Source organism: Lysinibacillus sp. GbtcB16 (assembly GCF_019091145.1).
In the GTDB taxonomy this organism is placed as follows: domain Bacteria; phylum Bacillota; class Bacilli; order Bacillales_A; family Planococcaceae; genus Lysinibacillus; species Lysinibacillus fusiformis.
In genome coordinates, this window is record NZ_JAGXJV010000001.1 from 1,383,607 (window position 1) to 1,404,951 (window position 21,345).

Annotated in this window: 26 protein-coding genes; 12 read left to right on the forward strand and 14 right to left on the reverse strand. The window is 34.6% G+C overall.

The genetic code is table 11. The annotated features are described in order from the left end of the window. Positions 1-285: 285 nt before the first annotated feature. A complete protein-coding gene (locus KVT27_RS06875; protein ID WP_217580988.1) occupies positions 286-3,504 on the forward strand; it encodes a collagenase in 3,219 nt (1,072 codons plus the stop codon). A 177-nt stretch (positions 3,505-3,681) separates the two neighbouring features. Here KVT27_RS06875 and KVT27_RS06880 read toward each other — a convergent pair whose 3' ends face one another. Both KVT27_RS06880 and KVT27_RS06885 read right to left on the reverse strand, forming a co-directional pair. Then, positions 3,682-4,476 carry an SDR family NAD(P)-dependent oxidoreductase gene (locus KVT27_RS06880; RefSeq protein ID WP_217580989.1) on the reverse strand — a complete coding sequence of 265 codons (795 nt, stop codon included), beginning with the start codon at positions 4,474-4,476 and terminating at the stop codon, positions 3,682-3,684. 30 nt (positions 4,477-4,506) lie between these two features. Continuing rightward, positions 4,507-5,490: an AraC family transcriptional regulator gene (locus KVT27_RS06885; protein ID WP_217581368.1), complete on the reverse strand. Its 984-nt coding sequence runs from the start codon at positions 5,488-5,490 to the stop codon at positions 4,507-4,509. 418 nt (positions 5,491-5,908) lie between these two features. On the opposite strand from KVT27_RS06885, the gene KVT27_RS06890 reads away from it, so the two are divergent. The 5 genes from KVT27_RS06890 (at position 5,909) to KVT27_RS06910 (ending at position 9,226) form a co-directional block, all read left to right on the forward strand. Next, entirely contained in the window at positions 5,909-7,345 is a 1,437-nt protein-coding gene (locus KVT27_RS06890) for a hypothetical protein (RefSeq protein WP_217580990.1), read from the forward strand. Positions 7,346-7,436: 91 nt separating this feature from the next. After that, entirely contained in the window at positions 7,437-7,739 is a 303-nt protein-coding gene (locus tag KVT27_RS06895; protein ID WP_036125474.1) for an RNA polymerase alpha subunit C-terminal domain-containing protein, read from the forward strand. Position 7,740: 1 nt separating this feature from the next. After that, a complete protein-coding gene (locus tag KVT27_RS06900; protein WP_217580991.1) occupies positions 7,741-8,301 on the forward strand; it encodes a DUF4256 domain-containing protein in 561 nt (186 codons plus the stop codon). Between the two features lie 303 nt (positions 8,302-8,604). Beyond that, entirely contained in the window at positions 8,605-8,805 is a 201-nt protein-coding gene (locus KVT27_RS06905; protein WP_008175097.1) for a cold-shock protein, read from the forward strand. A gap of 193 nt (positions 8,806-8,998) precedes the next feature. Beyond that, positions 8,999-9,226 (forward strand): hypothetical protein, encoded by a 228-nt coding sequence (locus tag KVT27_RS06910; RefSeq protein ID WP_036125478.1) that lies wholly within the window; start codon positions 8,999-9,001, stop codon positions 9,224-9,226. 201 nt (positions 9,227-9,427) lie between these two features. Here the strand turns inward: KVT27_RS06910 and KVT27_RS06915 are convergent, their stop codons facing one another. Continuing rightward, positions 9,428-9,550: a YjcZ family sporulation protein gene (locus KVT27_RS06915; RefSeq protein ID WP_080709324.1), complete on the reverse strand. Its 123-nt coding sequence runs from the start codon at positions 9,548-9,550 to the stop codon at positions 9,428-9,430. A 1,164-nt stretch (positions 9,551-10,714) separates the two neighbouring features. On the opposite strand from KVT27_RS06915, the gene KVT27_RS06920 reads away from it, so the two are divergent. After that, a complete protein-coding gene (locus KVT27_RS06920; RefSeq protein WP_036125479.1) occupies positions 10,715-10,909 on the forward strand; it encodes a hypothetical protein in 195 nt (64 codons plus the stop codon). 177 nt (positions 10,910-11,086) lie between these two features. On the opposite strand, the gene KVT27_RS06925 is transcribed toward KVT27_RS06920, so the two are convergent. Beyond that, complete coding sequence (locus KVT27_RS06925) at positions 11,087-11,614, reverse strand: GNAT family N-acetyltransferase (RefSeq protein ID WP_208704330.1); 528 nt, start codon at positions 11,612-11,614, stop codon at positions 11,087-11,089. A 513-nt stretch (positions 11,615-12,127) separates the two neighbouring features. Between KVT27_RS06925 and KVT27_RS06930 the strand changes: the two genes are divergently transcribed. After that, complete coding sequence (locus tag KVT27_RS06930) at positions 12,128-13,114, forward strand: hypothetical protein (RefSeq protein ID WP_217580992.1); 987 nt, start codon at positions 12,128-12,130, stop codon at positions 13,112-13,114. Positions 13,115-13,168: 54 nt separating this feature from the next. Here the strand turns inward: KVT27_RS06930 and KVT27_RS27220 are convergent, their stop codons facing one another. From KVT27_RS27220 to KVT27_RS06975, 9 genes are all read right to left on the reverse strand, one after another. After that, a complete protein-coding gene (locus tag KVT27_RS27220; RefSeq protein WP_217580993.1) occupies positions 13,169-14,317 on the reverse strand; it encodes a tyrosine-type recombinase/integrase in 1,149 nt (382 codons plus the stop codon). After that, positions 14,317-14,688 (reverse strand): helix-turn-helix domain-containing protein, encoded by a 372-nt coding sequence (locus KVT27_RS06940; protein WP_217580994.1) that lies wholly within the window; start codon positions 14,686-14,688, stop codon positions 14,317-14,319. Before KVT27_RS06940 ends, KVT27_RS27220 begins: the two co-directional genes overlap by 1 nt. A gap of 88 nt (positions 14,689-14,776) precedes the next feature. Continuing rightward, the gene (locus KVT27_RS06945; RefSeq protein ID WP_217580995.1) at positions 14,777-15,238 is read right to left on the reverse strand and encodes an ImmA/IrrE family metallo-endopeptidase; all 462 of its coding nucleotides are present in this window, start codon (positions 15,236-15,238) and stop codon (positions 14,777-14,779) included. A 90-nt stretch (positions 15,239-15,328) separates the two neighbouring features. Next, positions 15,329-16,102 carry a DUF1829 domain-containing protein gene (locus KVT27_RS27225; protein ID WP_217580996.1) on the reverse strand — a complete coding sequence of 258 codons (774 nt, stop codon included), beginning with the start codon at positions 16,100-16,102 and terminating at the stop codon, positions 15,329-15,331. 26 nt (positions 16,103-16,128) lie between these two features. Next, a complete protein-coding gene (locus KVT27_RS06955) occupies positions 16,129-16,614 on the reverse strand; it encodes a DUF6978 family protein (protein ID WP_217580997.1) in 486 nt (161 codons plus the stop codon). A gap of 62 nt (positions 16,615-16,676) precedes the next feature. Further along, a complete protein-coding gene (locus KVT27_RS06960) occupies positions 16,677-17,192 on the reverse strand; it encodes a hypothetical protein (RefSeq protein ID WP_217580998.1) in 516 nt (171 codons plus the stop codon). Next, positions 17,185-17,700, reverse strand: coding sequence for a hypothetical protein (locus tag KVT27_RS06965; protein WP_217580999.1), 516 nt, complete (start codon positions 17,698-17,700; stop codon positions 17,185-17,187). The genes KVT27_RS06960 and KVT27_RS06965 overlap by 8 nt, the downstream gene beginning before the upstream one ends. Continuing rightward, positions 17,651-18,889 (reverse strand): hypothetical protein, encoded by a 1,239-nt coding sequence (locus KVT27_RS06970; RefSeq protein WP_217581000.1) that lies wholly within the window; start codon positions 18,887-18,889, stop codon positions 17,651-17,653. Before KVT27_RS06970 ends, KVT27_RS06965 begins: the two co-directional genes overlap by 50 nt. Before the next feature lie 175 nt (positions 18,890-19,064). Further along, positions 19,065-19,421, reverse strand: coding sequence for a helix-turn-helix domain-containing protein (locus tag KVT27_RS06975; protein ID WP_217581001.1), 357 nt, complete (start codon positions 19,419-19,421; stop codon positions 19,065-19,067). 164 nt (positions 19,422-19,585) lie between these two features. On the opposite strand from KVT27_RS06975, the gene KVT27_RS06980 reads away from it, so the two are divergent. Continuing rightward, on the forward strand, positions 19,586-19,780 hold the full coding sequence (locus KVT27_RS06980; RefSeq protein ID WP_217581002.1) for a helix-turn-helix transcriptional regulator: 195 nt from the start codon (positions 19,586-19,588) through the stop codon (positions 19,778-19,780). 65 nt (positions 19,781-19,845) lie between these two features. Here the strand turns inward: KVT27_RS06980 and KVT27_RS06985 are convergent, their stop codons facing one another. After that, a complete protein-coding gene (locus KVT27_RS06985) occupies positions 19,846-20,013 on the reverse strand; it encodes a hypothetical protein (RefSeq protein WP_217581003.1) in 168 nt (55 codons plus the stop codon). 237 nt (positions 20,014-20,250) lie between these two features. Between KVT27_RS06985 and KVT27_RS06990 the strand changes: the two genes are divergently transcribed. From KVT27_RS06990 to KVT27_RS07000, 3 genes are all read left to right on the forward strand, one after another. Then, positions 20,251-20,559 (forward strand): DNA-binding protein, encoded by a 309-nt coding sequence (locus KVT27_RS06990; RefSeq protein ID WP_217581004.1) that lies wholly within the window; start codon positions 20,251-20,253, stop codon positions 20,557-20,559. A 74-nt stretch (positions 20,560-20,633) separates the two neighbouring features. Then, positions 20,634-20,900 carry a helix-turn-helix domain-containing protein gene (locus KVT27_RS06995; RefSeq protein WP_217581005.1) on the forward strand — a complete coding sequence of 89 codons (267 nt, stop codon included), beginning with the start codon at positions 20,634-20,636 and terminating at the stop codon, positions 20,898-20,900. A 35-nt stretch (positions 20,901-20,935) separates the two neighbouring features. Then, the gene (locus KVT27_RS07000; RefSeq protein ID WP_217581006.1) at positions 20,936-21,301 is read left to right on the forward strand and encodes a hypothetical protein; all 366 of its coding nucleotides are present in this window, start codon (positions 20,936-20,938) and stop codon (positions 21,299-21,301) included. Positions 21,302-21,345 lie beyond the last annotated feature (44 nt).

Below are 21,345 nucleotides of genomic sequence, written 5' to 3' on the forward strand. Positions count from 1 at the left end.
ATAGAGGGGATTTTCTTTGTTTGTCTAGTGAGAAAGAAGGAAATGAGGGGAATTCTCTCCGCTTGTATGGTCGCTCCTTTCTAAAAAGAATCCGCATCTCGGGTTTTTTTAATAAGGAAACAATCTAAATGTGTCTTAGTGTTCAAAATATGGAAGAAAATATTCCTAAATATAACATTTAATGTTGATATTTTTACATAATATGTTATTTTAAGATAGGTAATATAGTACCAAATAATAACTATATTGCCAAAAAACCTACATAGGACTATAGGAGGATATAGAATGAAGAAAAAATTTACATTCAATCAGTTGTTAATTGGGGTTAGTACAATGGCCATTTCGTTAGGTGGGCTACAGGCGGAAGCATCGGCAGCAGAAAAAACGCCCTATAATGTATTACAAATGAAACCCATTGGCATAGAAATGTCGAAAGATGAAATGGTGCATTCGACAATGGCTGAAGAAACATTATCCTATGAAGAACGTTTAGAAATTGGAGATTTTTCACAACATCCAGCACCCATTATGGAACAGATGGATACACAGCAATTGCAGGAGCAGTACTCGATGGCAGAGCTTAATAAAATGAGCGATCGTGACCTCATCCATACGCTGGGCAGTATCCGTTGGTACCAAATTACAGACTTATTCCAATTCAATGATGACACAAAAGCTTTTTATCAAAATGAAGAGCGCATGCAAGTAATCATTAATGAATTAGGGAATAGAGGAAATTCGTTTACGAAGGATGATTCAAAGGGGATCGAAACATTTGTTGAGGTACTGCGTTCTGCTTTTTATGTAGCGTTTTATAATAATGAACTAGGTTATTTAAATGAGAGAAGTTTCCAAGATAAATGTTTACCAGCCTTAAATGAAATAGCTAAAAATCCAAACTTTAAACTTGGTACAGATGAGCAAGATAAAGTTGTATCTGCCTATGGAAAATTAATAGGTAATGCTTCTAGTGATGTGGAAACCGTTCAACATGCTACGAAGATTTTAAAACAATATAATGAAAATCTTTCTACCTATGAACGTGAGAATTCAAAAGGACAAGCTATTTACGATTTAATACACGGCATTGATTATGATATGCAGTCGTATTTATATGACACTCGTAAAGAGGCCAATACAACGATGTGGTATGGGAAGATTGATAGCTTCATAGAGGAAGTTAATAACATTGCCCTAATACATAATGTGACGGATAGCAATAGTTGGTTAATTAATAATGGCATTTATTATGCAGGGCGTTTAGGGCAATTCCATAGCAATCCGAATAAAGGTTTAGAAGTAGTTACACAAGCGATGCATATGTATCCCTATTTAAGTGAAGCTTATTTTGTGGCAGTAGAGCAAATTACGACAAATTATGATGGACGTGACTTAAACGGAAATACCGTTGATTTACAAAAAGTACGCGAAGAAGGAAAAAAACAGTATCTACCGAAAACATATACATTTGATGATGGATCTATTGTATTCAAAACGGGAGATCAAGTAACGGAAGATAAAATTCAAAGATTATACTGGGCGGCAAAAGAGGTAAAGGCACAATATCATCGTGTAATCGGGAATGATCAAGCACTAGAGCCAGGTAATGCTGACGATGTCTTAACAGTTGTCATTTATAACTCTCCCGATCAATATCGATTAAACCGTCAATTGTACGGATATGAAACAAATAATGGTGGTATTTATATTGAAGAGACTGGAACATTCTTTACATATGAACGTACACCTGAGCAAAGTATTTATAGCTTAGAAGAGCTGTTCCGTCATGAATATACGCATTTTTTACAAGGTAGATTTGAGGTGCCTGGTCTATTCGGGACGGGTGATATGTATCAAAATGAGCGACTCACATGGTTCCAGGAAGGGAATGCAGAATTTTTTGCAGGGTCAACACGTACAAATGACGTTGTGCCTCGTAAGAGCATTATAAGTGGGTTGTCACATGATCCATCACAACGCTATACAGCTGAACAAACAATGTTTGCCACATATGGTTCCTGGGATTTTTACAATTATTCATTTGCTTTACAGTCTTATATGTATACTCATCAATTCGATATGTTTGATAGAATTCAAGATTTAATTCGCGCGAACGATGTGAAAAATTATGATGCCTATCGTGACACTTTAAGTAAAAATTCACAGTTGAATATGGAATATCAAGCGTATATGCAGCAATTGATCGATAACCAAGAAACATACGAGGTGCCACAAGTAGCAGAGGATTATTTAATGCCGCATGAACCAAAAGCGTTAAACGAAGTACAGCAAGAAATTGTCGATATTGCACATGTGAAAGATGCAAATATGACGAAACACCAGTCTCAATTTTTTAATACGTTTACACTCGAGGGAACATATGTAGGTGGTGCTACACAAGGAGAATCTCAAGATTGGAAAACGATGAGTAAGCAAGTAAACCAAGTGCTGGAGCAACTGTCTCAAAAAGAGTGGAGCGGCTATAAAACATTGACTGCGTACTTTGTCAACTATCGTGTAAATGCGGCAAACCAGTTCGAGTATGATGTAGTCTTCCACGGCGTTTCCACTGATGACGGTGAAACGCAAGCACCAATTGTACAGGTAAATGGTCCATATGCTGGCACGACCAATGAAAAAATTCAATTTAACAGTGATGGGTCAAAGGATACGGATGGAGAAATAGTTTCTTATCTTTGGGATTTTGGTGATGGCGCAACAAGTGAAGCAGCAAATCCTACTCATGTATACGAAAATGAAGGAACTTACAAAGTGACGTTAACCGTGAAAAATAATAAGGGACAAGAAAGTAAAGGGCAAACAACTGCCACTGTACGGAAAGGAGGACAGACAGGGCAAGAACATGCGACGATCATTCCATTCAATAAACCACTAAAAGGTAGTTTGATTGATAATGATACAAATATCTATCAATTTGACATTACATCGCCAGAAGAAATTGATATTTCTGTCGTAAATGAAAATCAAATTGGCATGACGTGGGTGCTTTATCATGAATCTGATAAGCAAAACTATGTAGCATATGGACAGGAAGATGGACAGACAATAAAAGGTAAGTACAATGCGAAACCAGGAAAGTATTATTTATACGTTTATAAGTTTGATGATGAAAATGGAACATATACAGTTCAAGTACAAAATAGTACCAAAACGGAGATAGAACCAAACAATCGTCCAGAAGAAGCCACTATGCTTCCATTTAATACACCACTAAACGGTAGTTTAATGGAGGATGATCATACGGATGTATACGAATTCAATGTTACATCTCCTAAAGAAATAGATATATCAGTTTTAAATGAAAACCAAATTGGCATGACATGGGTGCTTTATCATGAATCAGATAGCCAAAATTATGCGTCTTTTGGACAGGAAGACGGAAACATGATAAACGGTAAATTGAATGCAAAGCCTGGAAAGTATTATTTATATGTTTATAAATTTGCGAATGAGAACGGAACATATACAGTTCATGTACAGTAATGAATGGATAGAAGGTAAATAACAGTATAAAAATATGCCATTCAAACGGTCAAAGCCATCGAGAGTTCACACTCTTGATGGCTTTTATAGCATAAGTTAAAGGGCGGTGACACATGAGGTAGACAGTTCGACTCGCCGTAGTGGTGACATTGGCTTTCCGTTTTTGAGCTCTACCTATTAAAAGATAGTCGGTATCATACCTCCGTCCATACGAATCGGAGAGCCTTTAAAGGCGGAAGCATAGGGACTACAAATAAAGGTAGTGATTCGCCCAATTTCAATGGGTTTGATAAACCTTTGTATTTCCGATTGAGGGAGGTTTGTAGTCATAAATTTGTGCTCTTTCTCGGTAAAGCTCATCTCTTGATTAGCATACATACTATCAATGATTGCATACACATTCTCAGAAAGTGTTGGGCCAGGCATAATTGTATTGACGGTAACCTCTGTTCCTTTTGTTAATTGAGATAGGCTTTTTGACAAAGAGAGGAGCATCGTTTTTGTCATACAATATTGAGGCATTTGCCCAGAAGGCATAATGGCCTCTTCACTCGCGATAAAAATAATGCGGCCGAACTCATTTTCTAGCATTGTAGGTAAGTAAAATTTACATAGACTATTAGCCGCAAGAACATTCGTACGGAAGTATTTTTCCCATATCTCATCGTCAACATCTTCATAGGACATCATTTCATAAATACCCATATTGTTCACGAGTATATCTATATGGGGATACTTTTCGAATAAAGCTTCTCTTTGCTGGGTATCTGCAAGATCGGCTGTTGCATTTTGAGGTGACGTAGATGGGTAAGCGGACTTTATTTCATTTACAATGCGTTCTACCTCATTATAATTTCGCCCATTAATGAGTACATGAACACCTTCCTTGGCTAGCTCAAAAGCAATGGCTTTCCCTATACCTCTCGTTGATCCAGTAACTAAAGCTGTTTTATTGTTCAATCCCATATCCATACTCTATTTCTCCTTTATTATTATAGTAATTTAAACATTTGTTTCTATATGTTTAGTACGCCAATTTGCTGGTGTATCCCCTTCCCAAAGGCGGAAGGCACGGTAGAACGAGTTCTGATCTTCATAGCCAATTAAAAAGGCGACCTCTTTAATATCAAGAGAGGGGTCTGCTAAATAAACCTGTGCCTGCTCCTGTCTAACTTCCATTAACAGATGCTTAAAGCTCGTACATTCGTCTGAAAGCCGACGCTGTAAAGTACGGTCGCTCATCCCTAACTCGCTGGCAACCGTCAGAATGTCTGGGCGTCCTCCCATTAAGCTACGTTTCATCATCCACTTGACCGTCTCGGTAAGCGAACGGCTTTGTTGGTGCTCGCTCAATGATTGATCTAGAGGCGGAGTCAGCATCTCTAATAGCTCTAAATTATATGAAGAGAAGGGGCGGTCCAAATCCTCTCGATGTAACGTCAACCTGTTCCATTTTGTTCCTATCTGGATACGACAACCGAAATAGGCTTCAAGCGTTTGGATATCACCCATTGAATGTGAAAATTCAACGCATTTTGCTGTTAAAGGGCTATCCGTTCCTCGTCGTCCTAGCTCAAGCAGAAAGGCCAGTGTGATGCCAACAAGCATCGGCGGACCCGACTGCTCCCTATCTGACCATTGCAGCTCGATTATACAATTTTCTCCCTCCTCAGTAATACGGAGGCTCTCAGGCGGGCACAATTGCTTGTAGCGTGCCATTCTGTTGAGAGCATCACGGAAATCACGAGCATGGTAAGCTGCTAAGACGGTTGGTGGGTAATGATTGCTATCAAAGCTAGTTGCCAGCTGGATGATTCCTGTAGCCATGTCGTCCATGTGATCGGCATATGCCTGCCAAATCGCGTAATATTGTGCTAGCGAAACAGTTGGTTCAGTCATCAAAGTGATAGGTAATTGTGCTTTTCGGATGACATCGTGGGGGGCTATCCCTAATTGACGGAGCCCCTCCCAAAATCCTAATGGCATTTTAATACGAGTAGAGGTAGGTAACGTCAATGTATCAGGCTCCTTTATTCATTTATTGTCTTTAAGAAGTTGTGTTTAAACGGAACAGTATATATAGTAACTTTTTCATCACGCCATGTAACTAGCAAACACTGACTACCAACTTGCAAATTACGCCAAATTTTTTTGAATGACAACGGGGCATTACTTTTCGATTCAGAAAGAATGTAATTATCATCAATTTATCATGCTACTAGGACGGAAATACATTTTGTAACATAATAATATCTTTTATATAAACATCCTTTTGGTTATTTTCTTATAGTGTTTACGTAAAATCAAAATTTTACTAGATACAGCTTAGTGATATTGGTATAAAGTAGTAAATATAGGAAATTGATATAGATATTATTAAGGTATTGAAAGGTTGTAGTGTTAAATGAAAAAAAGTTATTTATTATTATTATTTTTAGTTGTACTAATGTACGGATGCTCTAACGGAGTAAAGGAGACACCTACTGCTAAAGCTGAGGATGCTGAAAAAATAGTCACAAACGATCAAGAGAGGCAAAAGCAAGTGGTCGATCGTCAATTATACGAAAAACTATCTGAAGCAGTAGAAACATTAGGTTATACATATGACATGCATACTTTTGCAGAAAATGAGCATGATAGAGGAGTTTTATATGCGGAATTAGTTGATTTTGATAATGATGGTGTTAATGAGGTTTATACATTCATGAAAGGAATTGACTACCCGCTATCTGCCTATCCTCATCGTAATAAAGATAATTACATACAAGAAATTTGGACGGGAAATCCAAATGGAGAAGATGCGTTGCTATCTTTTTCAAGTGAAATTGATAAATTAGTATGTTCCGCTTGTGACATGAATGTTTCTTTAGTAAAGGGGAAGGATGGTCGTACCTTTGTTAAAATGTTTTCCCATCAAATGAGTCAAGGTATTGCTAATAACAACATATGGGTTTACGCAAAGGATCCCAAAAAATCAGAGATGGAATTAGTAGTGTCCGGTAATTTCGGTCATAATAATGAAGGCGATCTCTTTTATACATTAAATGATGAAGAAACAGATCGAATGACGTTCGAAGAAGAATTTGCACGATATGATGGAGAGGAACGTCCCATACTGATTAGTAATTTTGCTGAGAAAAATTACGGTTTTGACGCTTCTAGTCCAGCCACTATTGTTGGAAAAACCCTTGCAACTCTTTCACCGAGTGTAAATAATATTGTAGGGAAAGAAGAATTACTGGAGAAGGATAAAAAGAAAGAGATTGTTGAGGCATTAGATGAATTTAGTAGTATGAGAAGCATTAATCATCATGACCCGCAAATTGTTATGACTTTAGTGTTAGACGTTGTCCAGAAGTACAATATTGATCATGAGTATTCGGAAAATGGCGAAATGGTTTTCGATGGAGCTATCGTACAAGCGAAATATAAAGAGGTATTCGGCGTTGACCTTGCTATAGATAGTATGAATTTTCCATCGAGAGATAGCCAAGGCATTATAACTTATGAGTTAGGTAAGTTTTATATTTATCCAACTGGCTTTTATTTCGATTCCATTCATCGTAATTATCATGATGTCTATAAAGTATCTAATGATGTATATTATGTAACATTTCTTGACTCTGAATTTAATAGCTTAGATTATTCCTTAACAAAAGATGTGACGGTCACTTCTGAGGAAATGTTCAAGAAGGACATTGCAAGTTGGCCAATGGATGCTCGGGAATTGCTAAAGCCAAATATACAAAGATATGCAGTGGTTAAATATGTGGATGGTGAACCAAAAGTTCAATATATGGGCGTACAGAATTTAACAGATAACCAATTACAAACGTTTTAAATCGAACAAATTTTGATCCAGTTCTTCTTTTCATTCCGACAAGTGAAATATGATACTATAAACAAATAGTATGTATGTTGGAGGGATGATAGTGAAAGCAGAAAAACGTTTAAGGTTTTGCGAAAAAGGACATCGTTTTTACAAAAGCACAGATTGTCCAAGCTGCCCGACCTGCGATAAAGAAAATAAGCCTACGAGTGGTTTCCTTTCAAAACTGAGTTCTCCTGCAAGAAATGCCTTAGTTCACGAGGGGATTGATACCTTGCATGAACTATCCAAATACACCGAAAAAGATTTATTAAAAATTCATGGAATTGGACCAGCGTCAATCCCCATGATGAGAGCTTCATTGGAAGAAGAGGGACTATCATTTAAGCGTGAGGGGGAAAACTAAAATGGCAAATAAAGAACTATCAGTTGAACAACGCGAGGAACTATTGCAAACATTGCAAGCTCGATTTGAGAAAAATATGAATCGCCACGAGGGCCTTCAGTGGACAAATATCCAGGCTAAGCTGGAAGCGAATGTAGATAAACTGTGGTCGCTCCATGCAATGGAAGCAACTGGCGGAGAACCGGATGTCGTTCGCTATCATCCAAATTCGGATGAATATATGTTTTATGATTGTTCGGCAGAAAGTCCAAAAGGTCGCAGAAGTGTATGCTATGACCGAGAGGCATGGGAAGCAAGAAAAAATCATAAACCCGAAACGACCGCAATGGATATGGCAGCAGAAATGGGGATTGAGCTTTTAACGGAAGAACAATATCGTGAGTTACAGCAACTAGGTAAATTCGATTTAAAAACATCAAGCTGGATTCAAACCCCTGAAAAAATCCGTAAACTGGGCGGGGCTATCTTCTGTGATCGTCGCTACGACACAATCTTCCTCTATCATAATGGGGCAGATTCTTATTATGCAGCTAGAGGTTTTCGAGGATCACTAAAGGTTTAAGTGGAAAATAATCATGAAAAAACATTTTTCTCTAGGTAATCAAGTGACTTGATTACCTGAGTTTTTTTAGAAATACACGCAAACATATAACGAGCCAAATAATTGTTTATGGATTTTTTTACTTAGTACTAGACAAATATGGTTTTTTATTATACAATGATATTAATAAAATCGGTCCTAAAGAAACAATGAATTCACATATTACAAAGAGTAATCGTGTTTTTTTGATACTTTTTGCAATATGTGAATTTTTTCTTGAACGATGTAAGATTTTATTTAATACAATTAATGGAGGTCATTCAAATGACACAAGGTACAGTAAAATGGTTTAACTCAGAAAAAGGTTTTGGATTCATCGAAGTAGAAGGCGGACAAGACGTTTTCGCACACTTCTCAGCTATCCAAGGTGAAGGTTTCAAATCACTTGAAGAAGGCCAAAAAGTAGAATTCACAATCGAAGATGGTCAACGTGGACCACAAGCTGCAAACATCGTAAAACTTTAATATTTGCATGCTTTCAATACCCATTATCGGGTAATAATAAAACCAGGCGCTCATTTATAATGAGTACCTGGTTTTTTTCTATGGATTATATAAGAACTCTTACAATGGCATGGGATTTTATTACATTTATATTTCTTTTGATTACTTCCACACTATTTATCCCATGATAAAGATAGATGGGGGGTGTTGGTTCGTGGATTATGAATATACAGTGAAGTTCCACTTTAACGAAAGTCGCGAAGAAGAATATAAAATCAAAACTAATATTGGACAAGAAACTTTTACAGAAGAAGTATTTAATGGGTTCAACGAGAAACCATGGTATACCTTTACAGAAACAGAACATTTTAAATCGATATTAATTAATACGAAAGACGTTTATAAGGTATCCATCGTGCAACAGACTATACAATTTGATTAATTTTATGTCGAAGGCCATATCCCATGTCGGAGTGGCTTTTTATCATGTCGTTCGTAATGAAAAGGGAGGCGGAAAAAATTAAAAGAGTCACCCGAAAGTGACTCATAAAATAGATAGGTGCATGGATTATTGTTATTACCAGTATTGGAGGATTTATTGTTTTCACGGGACGGATTAATAGGGTGTTCCCTTTTAAAGGTATTAATATGAATTATACAGGAAAGCAGCTCCAACGATTATGAGAAGTATGAATAGAACAACGAGAAGTGCAAACCCTGTACCATTCCCGTAGCCTCCACCGTTACCACCATAGTATCCAGACATAATGATAAACCTCCTTTCGATAATTTTATAATATGTATGCCTAACCAAATGATTAGCGATAAATGTCATAGGACACATCAGAAAAAAGTTAAAAGTTGAATTCATGAAGGAGAAATTGAATGGGATACAAAAGGAAACAGATGAAGTGGAAGGGTGTAGGTTTTTTTAACGGAGACTAAGCGATTAAAGAACTGTATGAAAATCGACGATCAAAAAATGCAAGCGCACGAGCACCTGCTTCAGATAGGGACTACATCCATTTTAACCATCATTACATATTCATTTTTCGCCTTTTTTCTTTTCTTGCATAATATGTTCTAAGGAAGGTATTAAATACAGAAGTGGAAATGATTATATACCATGGAGCCCCGATCTCCCCTGTCGTAATCCGATCATAAATTCCCCAAACCATTACAGAAGCCAATAAAAACACAGCCGTATATCTTTCTGATTTTGGATAAATTTTATACTTTTTATAGTCATGCTCACTAATGATTAACCACCTCTTTCATTTTTTATGGGACTATATTCTATTAGAGGAACGACTAAAATACAGGCTGATGAAGAATGCCAAAAGGAAGCATATGGCTTTCAATTAACCTAATATTGGAATATTAAGTAATGATAAGTATATTATAGAATGTGCCGTAAATAATCAATGGGGAGCTATGTAACGGTGTCTAAACTGGGATGTTAATCTCCGTGTTTCTATATGTGCATAAGGTGGCAGTTACATAATTACGCTAGAAGCGAGACAAGTCACCTATCGTTCGAATTTCAAGCCCACCTACAGAAAATATTTTTTCATGAAATTGAAATGGGACATAATGAATTTCCGGTACGATCAGGTATGGCGAATATTTATTATACGTGCTTAAATCGGGTGGCGGACGTTTGTTATGAACAACTCAATGTCTGATTTTTCCGCTCATGCATGGAATCTGAATCCAAATTTATAGTGTGGAATACATCTGGCTGACGTAGATGAGCCGTGCTTGATTTAAACTTTTTTATCTCTCAAAGAATGAAGATGTTTGATAGGGAAGGTACGGTGGAAAGGAGTGGATAGCTGCTATTGAAGGGGCTGTAAAAGGAAAATAATTAGTAGTGGGCCAGGTACTTATTCATGTTTTATTTTATCTGATTGACATAAGGAGGATTTGAATGAAAAGTTTAGCAGGGACACTATCATTATGTTTTTCATTTACATTATTCATCTATTTGTTTGGCATAAAAATGGAGCATTCCGTCAAATATGATGCAGGACTCTTTTTCCTCCCCGTTATTTTACTAGGGCTTTCACTCTCTTTCTTTATTTCAGATTACAAAATAAATAGTAAAAGTAAGGGAAGAGGATGACACTACATTATTCAGTAAAGCGTCAATTGGATGAAGACTTCGAAGCTTAAGCTGAATAATCTTTTTTAGTAAGCATCCTCTTATGATAATTTGAATGCTTGTTAATATGTTCTAACTGGAGGGCTGAACAATAGTAAATGGTAAAGTATGAGCCCTCCGTTAGCACAGTAAATAATTCTACTCCTTCAAATCAGAGGCTAACATGCCATACACAATGCTATCGGTCCATTCATTTTTATTCCAAAAATCTTGTGTGAAATGGGCTTCTTTTCTCATGCCTATTCGTTCACATAATTTTTGTGAAGCGATATTCCGTGCATCCAGCTTAGCTTGTAGACGATGTACATTAAAAACATCAAATAATTGAACTACTAAACTACTTACTGCTTCGGTTGCCAAACCTTTCCCAGCCACTTCATTGGAAAAGCTATATCCAATTTCAACAGTATCTTTCATATCTGTATACCATACAGACAAATCACCAATGACTTTATTCTTATAGACAACTGCCAAACTTAACATTGACTCATTTGAGAGTATACCATTCGCTAGTTTCTTATTAAATTTTTTCTCCATATTTTCATGAGTCCATTGATTATGTAATAGGAATTTACAAGTATCTTCATTATTATAAATCGCAAATACATCCTGTAAATCGGTATTCTTAAAAGGTCTAATCATTAATCTTTCTGTTGTGAATTCCAAGCTAGCTCGCCTCCCTTTCATTCATTCTACAAAATTAACCAAAAACATACAATGTTCAGGTGCTTAATAGAAAACCTTACTTACGAGTAAAAAATATGACCCTGTTGCTTGCGATGTTTACTGAAAGTTTGGGGGTGGGCTAATATAATTAAATATGCTCCTCTCGTTACACCAAAATCGAAAAAGCATGTCTTTGTACATTCGCACAAAACCTTGCTATAATAAGGTTTGCGAATACATATGAAAGAGGGTAAAAGCATGAACGCTTATGATGAATATAAGCGTTCATGCTTTTTTGATTCTTGATATACCAGGGTTTGTAGAGATTAAATGAGGTTGATTTTTGAAAAAAGTCACGGAAAGTAAACATTTATTCTTGTATTAAATCTGTATGTGACTATTAGATTCTTACATTTCATTACAATATTTATATATTTTATAAATTATTGTATTATTTATTCTTTCTATGTAATATTAAGAAGTGAACTATAAATTTGAAGAAGATGAAGTAATATGTTGTGTAGCTATTGCCAAGAGGAGAAACAACTCACAGGTGAACATTTGTTTCCTAAATCAATAATCGATCTTTTCCCAGAAAGTGAATATAATTTAAGAGGCAAAGATGAAAAACCATTTAAAAGTGAACATATTGTTATCAATGATGTTTGTAATAAATGTAACAACGAAAACTTATCCGATCTCGATACATATGGCTCCAAGTTAGTTGAAGAGTATTTTGTGAAAACCTATGAAGCTGATGATAATCTAACTTTAAATTATAATCATTCAATGCTTTCTAGATGGCTTCTAAAAATCGCATTTAACATTGCCAGAACAAAAAAAGACGATATCGACACTACTTGGTTCAATTATAATAGAAAATATATTTTAGGCCATCTAACCGATCCTGAAGCTCCTTTCTCAATTTTTGGGGGTCTATCTGTAGATATGACACCTCTCCCAGAGTTTTATTTTGATAATTTAAAAATGGGGTTGTACTTTAATCCATTGTTAATTAGAGATAGTATTTTAACTTTTGACAACCCAGTAGAATATAAATTTAAAACACGAGAAAGTTTAGAGACTTTAAAAATAGATAAACTATTACTATCTGTAATAATTAGATTTGGTTCTGGCATGTTTTTAGTTTTTCTTTGGGACAAAAATATTAGTTCTACTGAAAAACGGACAATGGAAAAATTAATAGGATCATTGTATCCATATGTTCTTTTAGGTAGTGATTTAGATGAAGTTAAACTTGAAAGAGTAACTCATGCTTATAATTATCATCATTATTATATAATTGATACAAATATGGGATTAGGAATTGCAGACCAAACCAATTGTCTTTTATCAACAAGTATAGACCCTATTCAAAATAGAAAAGATGCAAGTAAAGAATGGAATCAACATGTTGAGGGTATCAGGGAAAATAGGAGAATTAAAAGACAAAAAGAGCGTGAGAAAAGAAAAAGGAAGAAACAAAAGAAAAATAGATAATTTAGATAGTTTTATACTTATAAGGAGATATTGAATCAACTCAATATCTCCTTTTTAGTCATTTAACAATTTTGTAAATTGATCATGCATTTTCTCAGTAGCAGCTGCACGCATACCAGACGTAACATGCAAATAAATTTTCGTTGTTGTATCAGAATTTTTATGCCCACCACGATTCATAATGAAATTCAAATCCACACCAGCCTCTGCCAACAGACTAATGTGTGTGTGGCGGGGGATGTAGGTGCGGAATTGTTTGTTGAGGTCGGTGAGGGCTCCAAGGCGTCGAACTGTTTGATTGAGCATTTTGACAGTAGGGGGGATGCCATCCTTATCACCGAATACAAAATCGGACTTGATCCATTCACGATCCTCTCGCCATTGATAGAGCTGCTTCAATTTTCCTACTATAATATCATCAATATCAATGGAGCGGATGCTTCCAAATGTTTTTGGAGGAGTGAGCTCAAAGTCGCCTCGTATGCTTTTTTTCGCATATACCGTTTTGTTGATGTGAAGAACCTTTTTCTCCAAATCGACATCCTCATATTTTAGTGCAACAGCTTCTCCTGGTCGCATTCCTGTGAAGGCGATTGTATAAATTAAAGTTCGATAAATGATATTACGATGCTTGTCCACGTATCTAAAAAATTCCTTCAATTCATCCGTTTCTAGATAGAGCTTTGATGTTTCCTCAGTAGTAACTTCTTCTAATGTCATTTTCTTTTTTGGTACAAAAGTTGCTTCTACAGGGTTTATCTCAATCAATCCTGTTTCTTTTGCATAGGCAAAAATCAATTTTGCTGCATTATGAGTACCCCGTAGTGTATTAAATGCGGTACCATTTTCAAATAGGTGATTGAGCACACCTTGTAATTCAATCGTTGAGATTGCAGTCATTTTCTGTTTCGCTAAGTAACGATTGAGTAGGGAAATGCAATAGGCACGATGTTCATTTGTTGTTTCCTTATTGCCTTTCAGCTGATAGAGCTTCAACCATTCTTGGCTAAACTCATCAAACGTAATCTTTGCATCGAAGGTATATACCTTCTTTAGCTCAGCAATAGCTTTTTCTACCCTTTTACGAGCTTCACCTTTACTTTTACCACGGCGTGTAATTTGACGACGTTTACCAGTGGAAGGGTTACGGGGGCCCTCACCAGTACAACGCCATGTAGTCTTATTAATTTGAACGAAATGCACTAGTTGTCACCACCTTCATGAATTACATCCCAGATTATTTTTAGTTTTTCAACATCTTGCTCATTGCAATAGGGAAGAGACTTATACCATTGCTGTAATGTAGGATTATGAGCAAAAGGTTCTTTTAATGCTGGATTATAAAAAGGATCATCCGAAAAACCTGCCACTTCTATTAACTTAAAATAATCATATTTATATGCGTTAGCGATTTGTAACAGGGTTTCTGGTGTTGGTTTAATAGTATTACCTGTGCGACAATCTTTTCCTCTTTCAAGCATAGCTAAGTAAGAATACGTAATGTTCATACGCTTTGCTGCATCACGTAAACCCTCATCACCACGTAGTTCCTTCAATAACTCACCTAATCTCAAATTATTCACCTTCATTTCATTAGTTTTGAATGCCTATATCATTCTGATTAAAACTATAAAATAGAGTCATTTGATTGCCTATTCCATTTCAGAATGGGTTCTTCTTACTAAAGTATTGTTCTATTCGTTTGAAGGCCAATTCATATTCCACATTAAATTGCTGCTGAACATATTCAACAGTTAGATTACGTGGCTCTATTTCGTCTAACATGAAGGTAGGGACACAAGCATGGTACATAAAGTTGTTTGCCTTATTCTCTTGATACTCACGAAATAGGGGAGACATATGTCCTTGATGTCCAGTATGTAAAAGTACATGTCCTAATTCATGACAAAAATCTTGCCATAGTTGCTGTTTAGTTAGTTGTTCATTTAAAAATAAATATGAGTGTTCTTTTATGAAGAGGGCTTGGCTTTTATCTTGCCAGTAAAATACTTGAATCCCAAGCAGCTCAGCGATTTTATGAAATCCAAGCTGATGAAGCAATAGAATGTTCAAATAACTATAAAGCTCTTTAATAAAGTCTTCGGTATAGGTTGTATAGCTCATATAAACATCCCCTAAAAATAATATAAATAGAACGTGTGTTCTAGTAAAGTGTACAATAAAACCCTACTTATTGGAAGTAGAGTTTTTAATTTATGCTATTGTTGGATTCAAATCATTGACCCACTCATTTCTTTGACTCCAACGGAGAACCTTTATTCCATGATTAACAAAGGAGGTTTCAAACTTTTCACTAATTTGATTTTGCGCATCGTTTGCGATTACTACAAATTCTGATTCTGATCTATTATCTTTGATATCCAAAAATGATAAAAGTGGATATTTGTAGTTGTCACCATTTGCTTTATTAATAGTTTTAATTACTTTTTCTTGTTTAATCCGACTAGCTGGTATAACATAGTCAAATTTATTCTCGTTTCCACTCGTTCCTGTAATACCTATATCAGGAGTTTTTAAAATATAATGATCATCTAAAAAATTTCCAACTTCTTCATAAAAAATACTTGTAACAGTTGAGCGACTTGTAAGAAGCATATCTGAAATTCTTACAATACATTGTAATAAACTAAGCATTTTTTTCGGATAGACGTTAATATCATTAAAAGTAATTGTTAATTCAGAATTAATAATAGAAACACCGAAGCTATTGAGCGTTTGTTTTAAGAATTCTTTTCGCTTGGAATTTTTTTTATAATCAATTTCATAGATATCCAATTCGTTTAATGTATATCCGTCGTCTGTAAGAACAATCTGATTATTATTGGTGTATAAAACCAATTGAAGGAAATCATGGTGATTGTCTACGAAAGGAGTTGTAATTTCAACGAAGTCACCTTGATCTATAATTTTTATGTTTTCTTTATTCCATCTAATATAGATATTTTCTAATTCGTTGATTTTAAACACTTCTTCTCACCCTTTCCGTAATTTTTCTAAATCCCCATATCTTCTTGATATGCATAATTGTAGTTATCTATACCCTCAATATTACTTCTCAATAAAAAAGTTTTCAATATTACTACAAAATCATCTAATTGAGCCTCTGTTAAATTCATACGTGTGATTTCATCTGTAAGCGGATAAGCAATTCTATCTCCATAATCTTCATGTGCAATATGTAGATGTGGACAAGGAATCAAATGTCCTGCATATGGAAAATCTCCAGGTGGATTTTCGTGTGGAGGTCCTAATAAATCAAATCGAAGAAGGGGAAGATCTTTCCTTTCTTGACTTCTCAATTGCAATGTAAATCTTCTAATTTTATTACCTTTTCTGTTTAAATCTATGTAAAAAAATTTACTCACAGATTTTGCTTCTAATTTTTCGTATTGATTACTTTTAGGTATATTTATAGTATTATTATCTAAAATAAGTCTTTTGAATTGGTTAATCAATTCGTTGATTTCATCCTGTTGCATATCTAGAACACCTTCTTATTCTTACTAATTTTTTTATAGAGCAAGCAAAGTGATATGGTAGTTTAGATTATTAATAATTTATCAATTTCTTGTTTGAAATCGTTAAGAGTTTCTAATTCTGCAATTAAATCTTTGATATTATCTTGTTTAAGTAAAAAATCATCGTTTTTTATTCTAAATAATAAAGAATAATAATCCAATAATGCTTGATAAAGATCGTCTATATCTAACTCTAACTTTATTTTATTAAAAATATTATCACTTAAGCTATATTGAAGTATACTTTTTATGGTTTCTATATCTGTTTTTATATTAATACTAGTAGTAAATAAATTATTGTTTTCTAATTCTTGTCTAAGGGCTTTTTTATATCTAATTAAGGTAGAAAGTCTTTCTTCATGTACAAGATCTTTTTCTTTTTGGACTTGTAATTTAGCTACTTTGTATGCAACTAATCCACCAATCGCACCTCCGAGAAAACTACCTGTAGCACCTATAACTGCAGCAAACATATTAGAACTAAGTAGGGGTTGAATAACTTTACTATAAATAAATAAATAGAATTGTATTTTATCCATTTCGACGTTGTTTTAAAATATCTCCCATTCTATAATTCAAACGCTCTTTTGACTCTGTGTAGGTAGTTATATCAACCCCATAACTCTTTCCCGTAGATTTTTGTTCCTGTGGGAAACTTCTAATTGATGGGGGAGATGTTGGTTCCATTATCAATTCATAATATATAACTATATCCCTGCTTGAAATTTCTTCTTCTAGGTTAAGGTCATAATTAAAATGAGATGTTGGAATATCATCTAAGTTATAAAAAGATCCTACATTCGTGTTTGATGATTGAATAACTACATCAAATCTTTCTCTTAGAACATTTATTTCTTCATAGGTACATACCTGAAATAAATCTAAAGAAAGCTCATAGTCAATATTTGCATATTGACTGAAGCTCAAGGGATCTAAATAATTTTTAATTGCCTCTCTACGGGATGCTAACCAAAAATCTAACTGTTTAACTAATGGTTCATCTATCCCAATTAAAGGTATCATATTCTCTAAGCTTGGAAAATACATACTCTTGGTCCTCCTTTATTAGAAAAGTATCTAAAAAATGTATAAGTAAATATTCATTAGCTGTTTCAAATTTTGTTTTTATTTTAGCTATATTTTCTTTATTAGTATCGTCTATTTTAAACCAATCTATCCATAAAGTTTTTAACTTCTGTTCTTTTTCAATTGATTTTCTAGTATCAAAAAACACATCACTTAGCTCTAAAGTATCACCATTTTTACTTCCTGAGCTAGCTTGTACTGAAGCACCCGTCCCATCTTTAAAATGCATCTTATTTAAAACAGCTACTTTTCCCTCGGCATAACCAATATATTCTTTAAAGTTATCTTGTATTAATATTCGCTCCATTAAATCAACAATTCTTTCATTTAAAAGACTGTTATATTTTTCATTTGAGAATAATTTTTCTTGTGAAACATTTTTAATAAAAGGTTCTATTAAGTGAGTGTGTGTTTTTATTCTATCTCTGAATGGTTTTTCAGAAACATCAGTAGTATTTTTAAACAAATCATAGAGCATTTCTTGATAAGAAATCATTTCCTTGAAATTAATCGTTTCAGAAAGCAAATCTCTTATACTATTAAATAGCTGAATTGCTGAATAGTTTTTTCCGAAAATATCATTCTGAGGTGGATGAATTCTAATTATCAGATTTCTATGTCTAATATCTATATTTACCCATATGTATTCTTTAACTTGGTTAATAGCTTGATTTTTCTCTTTATCTTTAACAGTAATCTCTGAAAAATAGGTAAAGCAAATGTCTATTGAATTAACATTAACTTGTTTATCATTTGTAATTAAGCTAATATATTCAGTGTTTAAATCTTTAGAGATTTTAAAATTGTTTGATTCAATACTATTGAGAGTATTGAGATTCATTGATTTTTTCCCAGTTATATTAAACAAAAATGCTGTTGCTTTTTCAACCGTGTTTATTTTTTTTGCATCTGCAAAACTAAATTTTGCAAGAAATAAAGATCTTCTACTACCATATTTAATTTCCTCTTTTATCAAATCATTGATTGCAGTTTCTGTAAATGCTGGATTCTCAGAATTTAGTTCTGCTTCAATCTTTTGAAACAAGTCTTCTTTTCTATGTGAATATGATTTTCCATAATTTTTCATGAAATTTTGTAGAGATTGATGAGATATTTCTTCTTTGACGAATTTACCAAATCTAAATGACATAAGCTGACCCCCAAATTAATATATATGACTATTGTCTTAAGTAATATTTCCTAAATGAAGTACAAAAAAATAACCTAGTTTTGTGTAATGTAAAGGACAAGATTTTTCCTTCTACCATTATTGTTTTATTATTACATTTATAGTGGTTATTAAGGGCATGCAGTCAATGCATGCCCTAATTTTTTTCGTTTTTTATGATTTCCCAAATGTTGCGAAGCTTGCGTACTGCTTCTTCATCTGATTCAGGAAGCTCCCTGTAAAATACATTAAGTTCTGGATCATTGGCGAAGGCTTGAAAAGCAGCTTCGTCTTTTTCTTGCTGTGTATTTGCTGAATTGTCTGTACGTCCAAGAAGGTAGTCAGTACTTACTTCAAAATAATCAGCTAATTTAGCTAGTGTTGAGTTATCAGGTTCACCTAAATTATTTTCATATTTTGCATAACCTTGTCTTGTAATCCCAAGTAAATCAGCCATTTCCTGTTGGGTCTTACGTTGTTGTGTTCTTAAGGCTTTTAAACGAATTGAGAGCATTGTAACCCCCCTTAGTTTAGTAAATATTAAACAATTTTTATTATATCGTAACTATGAGTTGCTGTGTGCAACTCATAGTTGCTAAAAACGTTGACAGTAACATATAGTTGCTTTGTATTGGGTTTAAAATGTAACTAAACGTTGCTTTTGAGGAGAGGTGAAACGTGAGAGATAAATTAATTAAACTTCGCGGAGATAAAACATTAACAGAAGTTGCACAAGGTCTTGAAATAACAAGACAAATGTTAAGTGCCATTGAAATGGGTGTAAGAACACCTTCATTAGAATTAGCTAGAAAAATTGCTATTTACTATTCATCCACAATTGAGGATATTTTTTTTGAATCCGAACGCAACTAATTGTTACTTAGTTCGAGGAGATGATTTGAAATAGAAGCAGCCTCTAGAAAGACGGCTAAGAAGAATTATTTATACAACATACGAACAATTTGTTTTTTTCGGTTAGCTAATTCTTTTGAAAATAATTCGATTTCCATATTGAGTTGCAAATAGGCATTGAAGGCTGCTCCAGGTTCAGAGGCTTGAAACGCCTTGGCGATACTTGATATTTGGTTTGTATCACCATCAATCAAGCCTTATGGAATCTCACCTTCAAGAATTGAAATGATTTGTTTGCAAAGTTGTTGTTTTACACTAGCAGGGCAGCTGCATTGAGCAGAAAAAGTGGTGTCTGTGTGCAAGAAGTTTGTTGAATATGAATCGGTTCCACTACCTTGAATTTTGAATGTTGGTATCATATGTAATCACCTAGTCACTATTCGACAAGGTAGGTGGAAAATCCTACAAATAACTAATAAGGAGGTGAGAGGATGTATAGCGAGGAGTTTAAGGTGGAGATAATAGAGGAATTTCGCCAGTTGTTTCGAGAGGAAATAGAGAAGGCACTTACACCAAAACCTCTAATTCGTGAATTACCAGTCTTATTAACCCGTAAGCAGTTGATGGAGTTGTTCAACATCAGAGATACAAAAGCATCAGCATTATTAGGAAGATCCGATTTCCCGAAGTTCTATGAAGCAGGGAGGGTACTGATACCATCCAAAGCATTATTGCAATGGATTGATGAACATACAGAATGGGTCAATACAAATACAAAGTATTTTCGCTCCATTGGATGAATTTCATATAAAAATTTTAACGTACAACAACTGAATAGAGTATTCCAGTTTGGAATGTGGAAGGTGGTGAAACTATGAAAATAGGAGCCATATTGCAAGCTTGTCGTGAGCGTGCTGGACTATCCCAAGAAGAACTAGCACATCGAATGAATCGTACGCAGCCTTGTATCTCAAAATTTGAGAACAGTGCAAAGGTTCCAGATGCCATCACCTTTATGGATTGGTTCAAACAGACAAATACACAAGAGGTCGCGGTCGTATTCTTAATGGGCATGGACGGGCTTACGATTTTACAAACACTGCTACCGATTATTGGTGGGTTTGTTTGGTGGTTTATTTAAAAGCATAGAGCAAATTATTAGGAAGGGAGTTAAATATGAAAAAAATCAAAGAATTTCTTGCTTGTCTTGAAGAATCTAAATTTAAGATTCATAGATTAGCAAATACCAATCTGGATATGTGTTATTCAAATTATGAGATGGAGAATTTGTTTTTGATGCTAAAGGAAAAGCATGAAATGGCACAGAAGGCTGGAATATTGTCTACAGATTTTCATGATGGAAACTTAAAAGTGCAAGTGACGTATGAATATTTTCAGCATTTAACGGGAGGAATCAAGGAGATTCACAATGAGTCTTCAAGGTTTCCACAGTTTGGATATGAGCATCTTTTTGCTGAAGTAGATGGCGTTCATTTATTAGCTGTAAGAAAAATTGAGAATAAAAAAATGCAAGCGCAATAGCACCTGCATCATGCTTGAACTGTAACTTTGGTCGGTCCACAGTT

What these genes read in the sequence shown, in the direction of transcription:
- KVT27_RS06955 (WP_217580997.1), bottom strand. Translation starts at nt 16,614, where the DNA reads ATGCAACAGGATGAAATCAACGAATTGATTAACCAATTCAAAAGACTT.
- KVT27_RS06930 (WP_217580992.1), top strand. Translation starts at nt 12,128, where the DNA reads ATGTTGTGTAGCTATTGCCAAGAGGAGAAACAACTCACAGGTGAACAT.
- KVT27_RS07000 (WP_217581006.1), top strand. Translation starts at nt 20,936, where the DNA reads ATGAAAAAAATCAAAGAATTTCTTGCTTGTCTTGAAGAATCTAAATTT.
- KVT27_RS06890 (WP_217580990.1), top strand. Translation starts at nt 5,909, where the DNA reads ATGAAAAAAAGTTATTTATTATTATTATTTTTAGTTGTACTAATGTAC.
- KVT27_RS06880 (WP_217580989.1), bottom strand. Translation starts at nt 4,476, where the DNA reads ATGGATATGGGATTGAACAATAAAACAGCTTTAGTTACTGGATCAACG.
- KVT27_RS06900 (WP_217580991.1), top strand. Translation starts at nt 7,741, where the DNA reads ATGGCAAATAAAGAACTATCAGTTGAACAACGCGAGGAACTATTGCAA.
- KVT27_RS06915 (WP_080709324.1), bottom strand. Translation starts at nt 9,550, where the DNA reads ATGTCTGGATACTATGGTGGTAACGGTGGAGGCTACGGGAATGGTACA.
- KVT27_RS06995 (WP_217581005.1), top strand. Translation starts at nt 20,634, where the DNA reads ATGAAAATAGGAGCCATATTGCAAGCTTGTCGTGAGCGTGCTGGACTA.
- KVT27_RS06945 (WP_217580995.1), bottom strand. Translation starts at nt 15,238, where the DNA reads ATGAGCTATACAACCTATACCGAAGACTTTATTAAAGAGCTTTATAGT.
- KVT27_RS06965 (WP_217580999.1), bottom strand. Translation starts at nt 17,700, where the DNA reads ATGTATTTTCCAAGCTTAGAGAATATGATACCTTTAATTGGGATAGAT.
- KVT27_RS06875 (WP_217580988.1), top strand. Translation starts at nt 286, where the DNA reads ATGAAGAAAAAATTTACATTCAATCAGTTGTTAATTGGGGTTAGTACA.
- KVT27_RS06920 (WP_036125479.1), top strand. Translation starts at nt 10,715, where the DNA reads ATGAAAAGTTTAGCAGGGACACTATCATTATGTTTTTCATTTACATTA.
- KVT27_RS06885 (WP_217581368.1), bottom strand. Translation starts at nt 5,490, where the DNA reads ATGCCATTAGGATTTTGGGAGGGGCTCCGTCAATTAGGGATAGCCCCC.
- KVT27_RS06990 (WP_217581004.1), top strand. Translation starts at nt 20,251, where the DNA reads ATGTATAGCGAGGAGTTTAAGGTGGAGATAATAGAGGAATTTCGCCAG.
- KVT27_RS06970 (WP_217581000.1), bottom strand. Translation starts at nt 18,889, where the DNA reads ATGTCATTTAGATTTGGTAAATTCGTCAAAGAAGAAATATCTCATCAA.
- KVT27_RS06960 (WP_217580998.1), bottom strand. Translation starts at nt 17,192, where the DNA reads ATGGATAAAATACAATTCTATTTATTTATTTATAGTAAAGTTATTCAA.
- KVT27_RS06975 (WP_217581001.1), bottom strand. Translation starts at nt 19,421, where the DNA reads ATGCTCTCAATTCGTTTAAAAGCCTTAAGAACACAACAACGTAAGACC.
- KVT27_RS06905 (WP_008175097.1), top strand. Translation starts at nt 8,605, where the DNA reads ATGACACAAGGTACAGTAAAATGGTTTAACTCAGAAAAAGGTTTTGGA.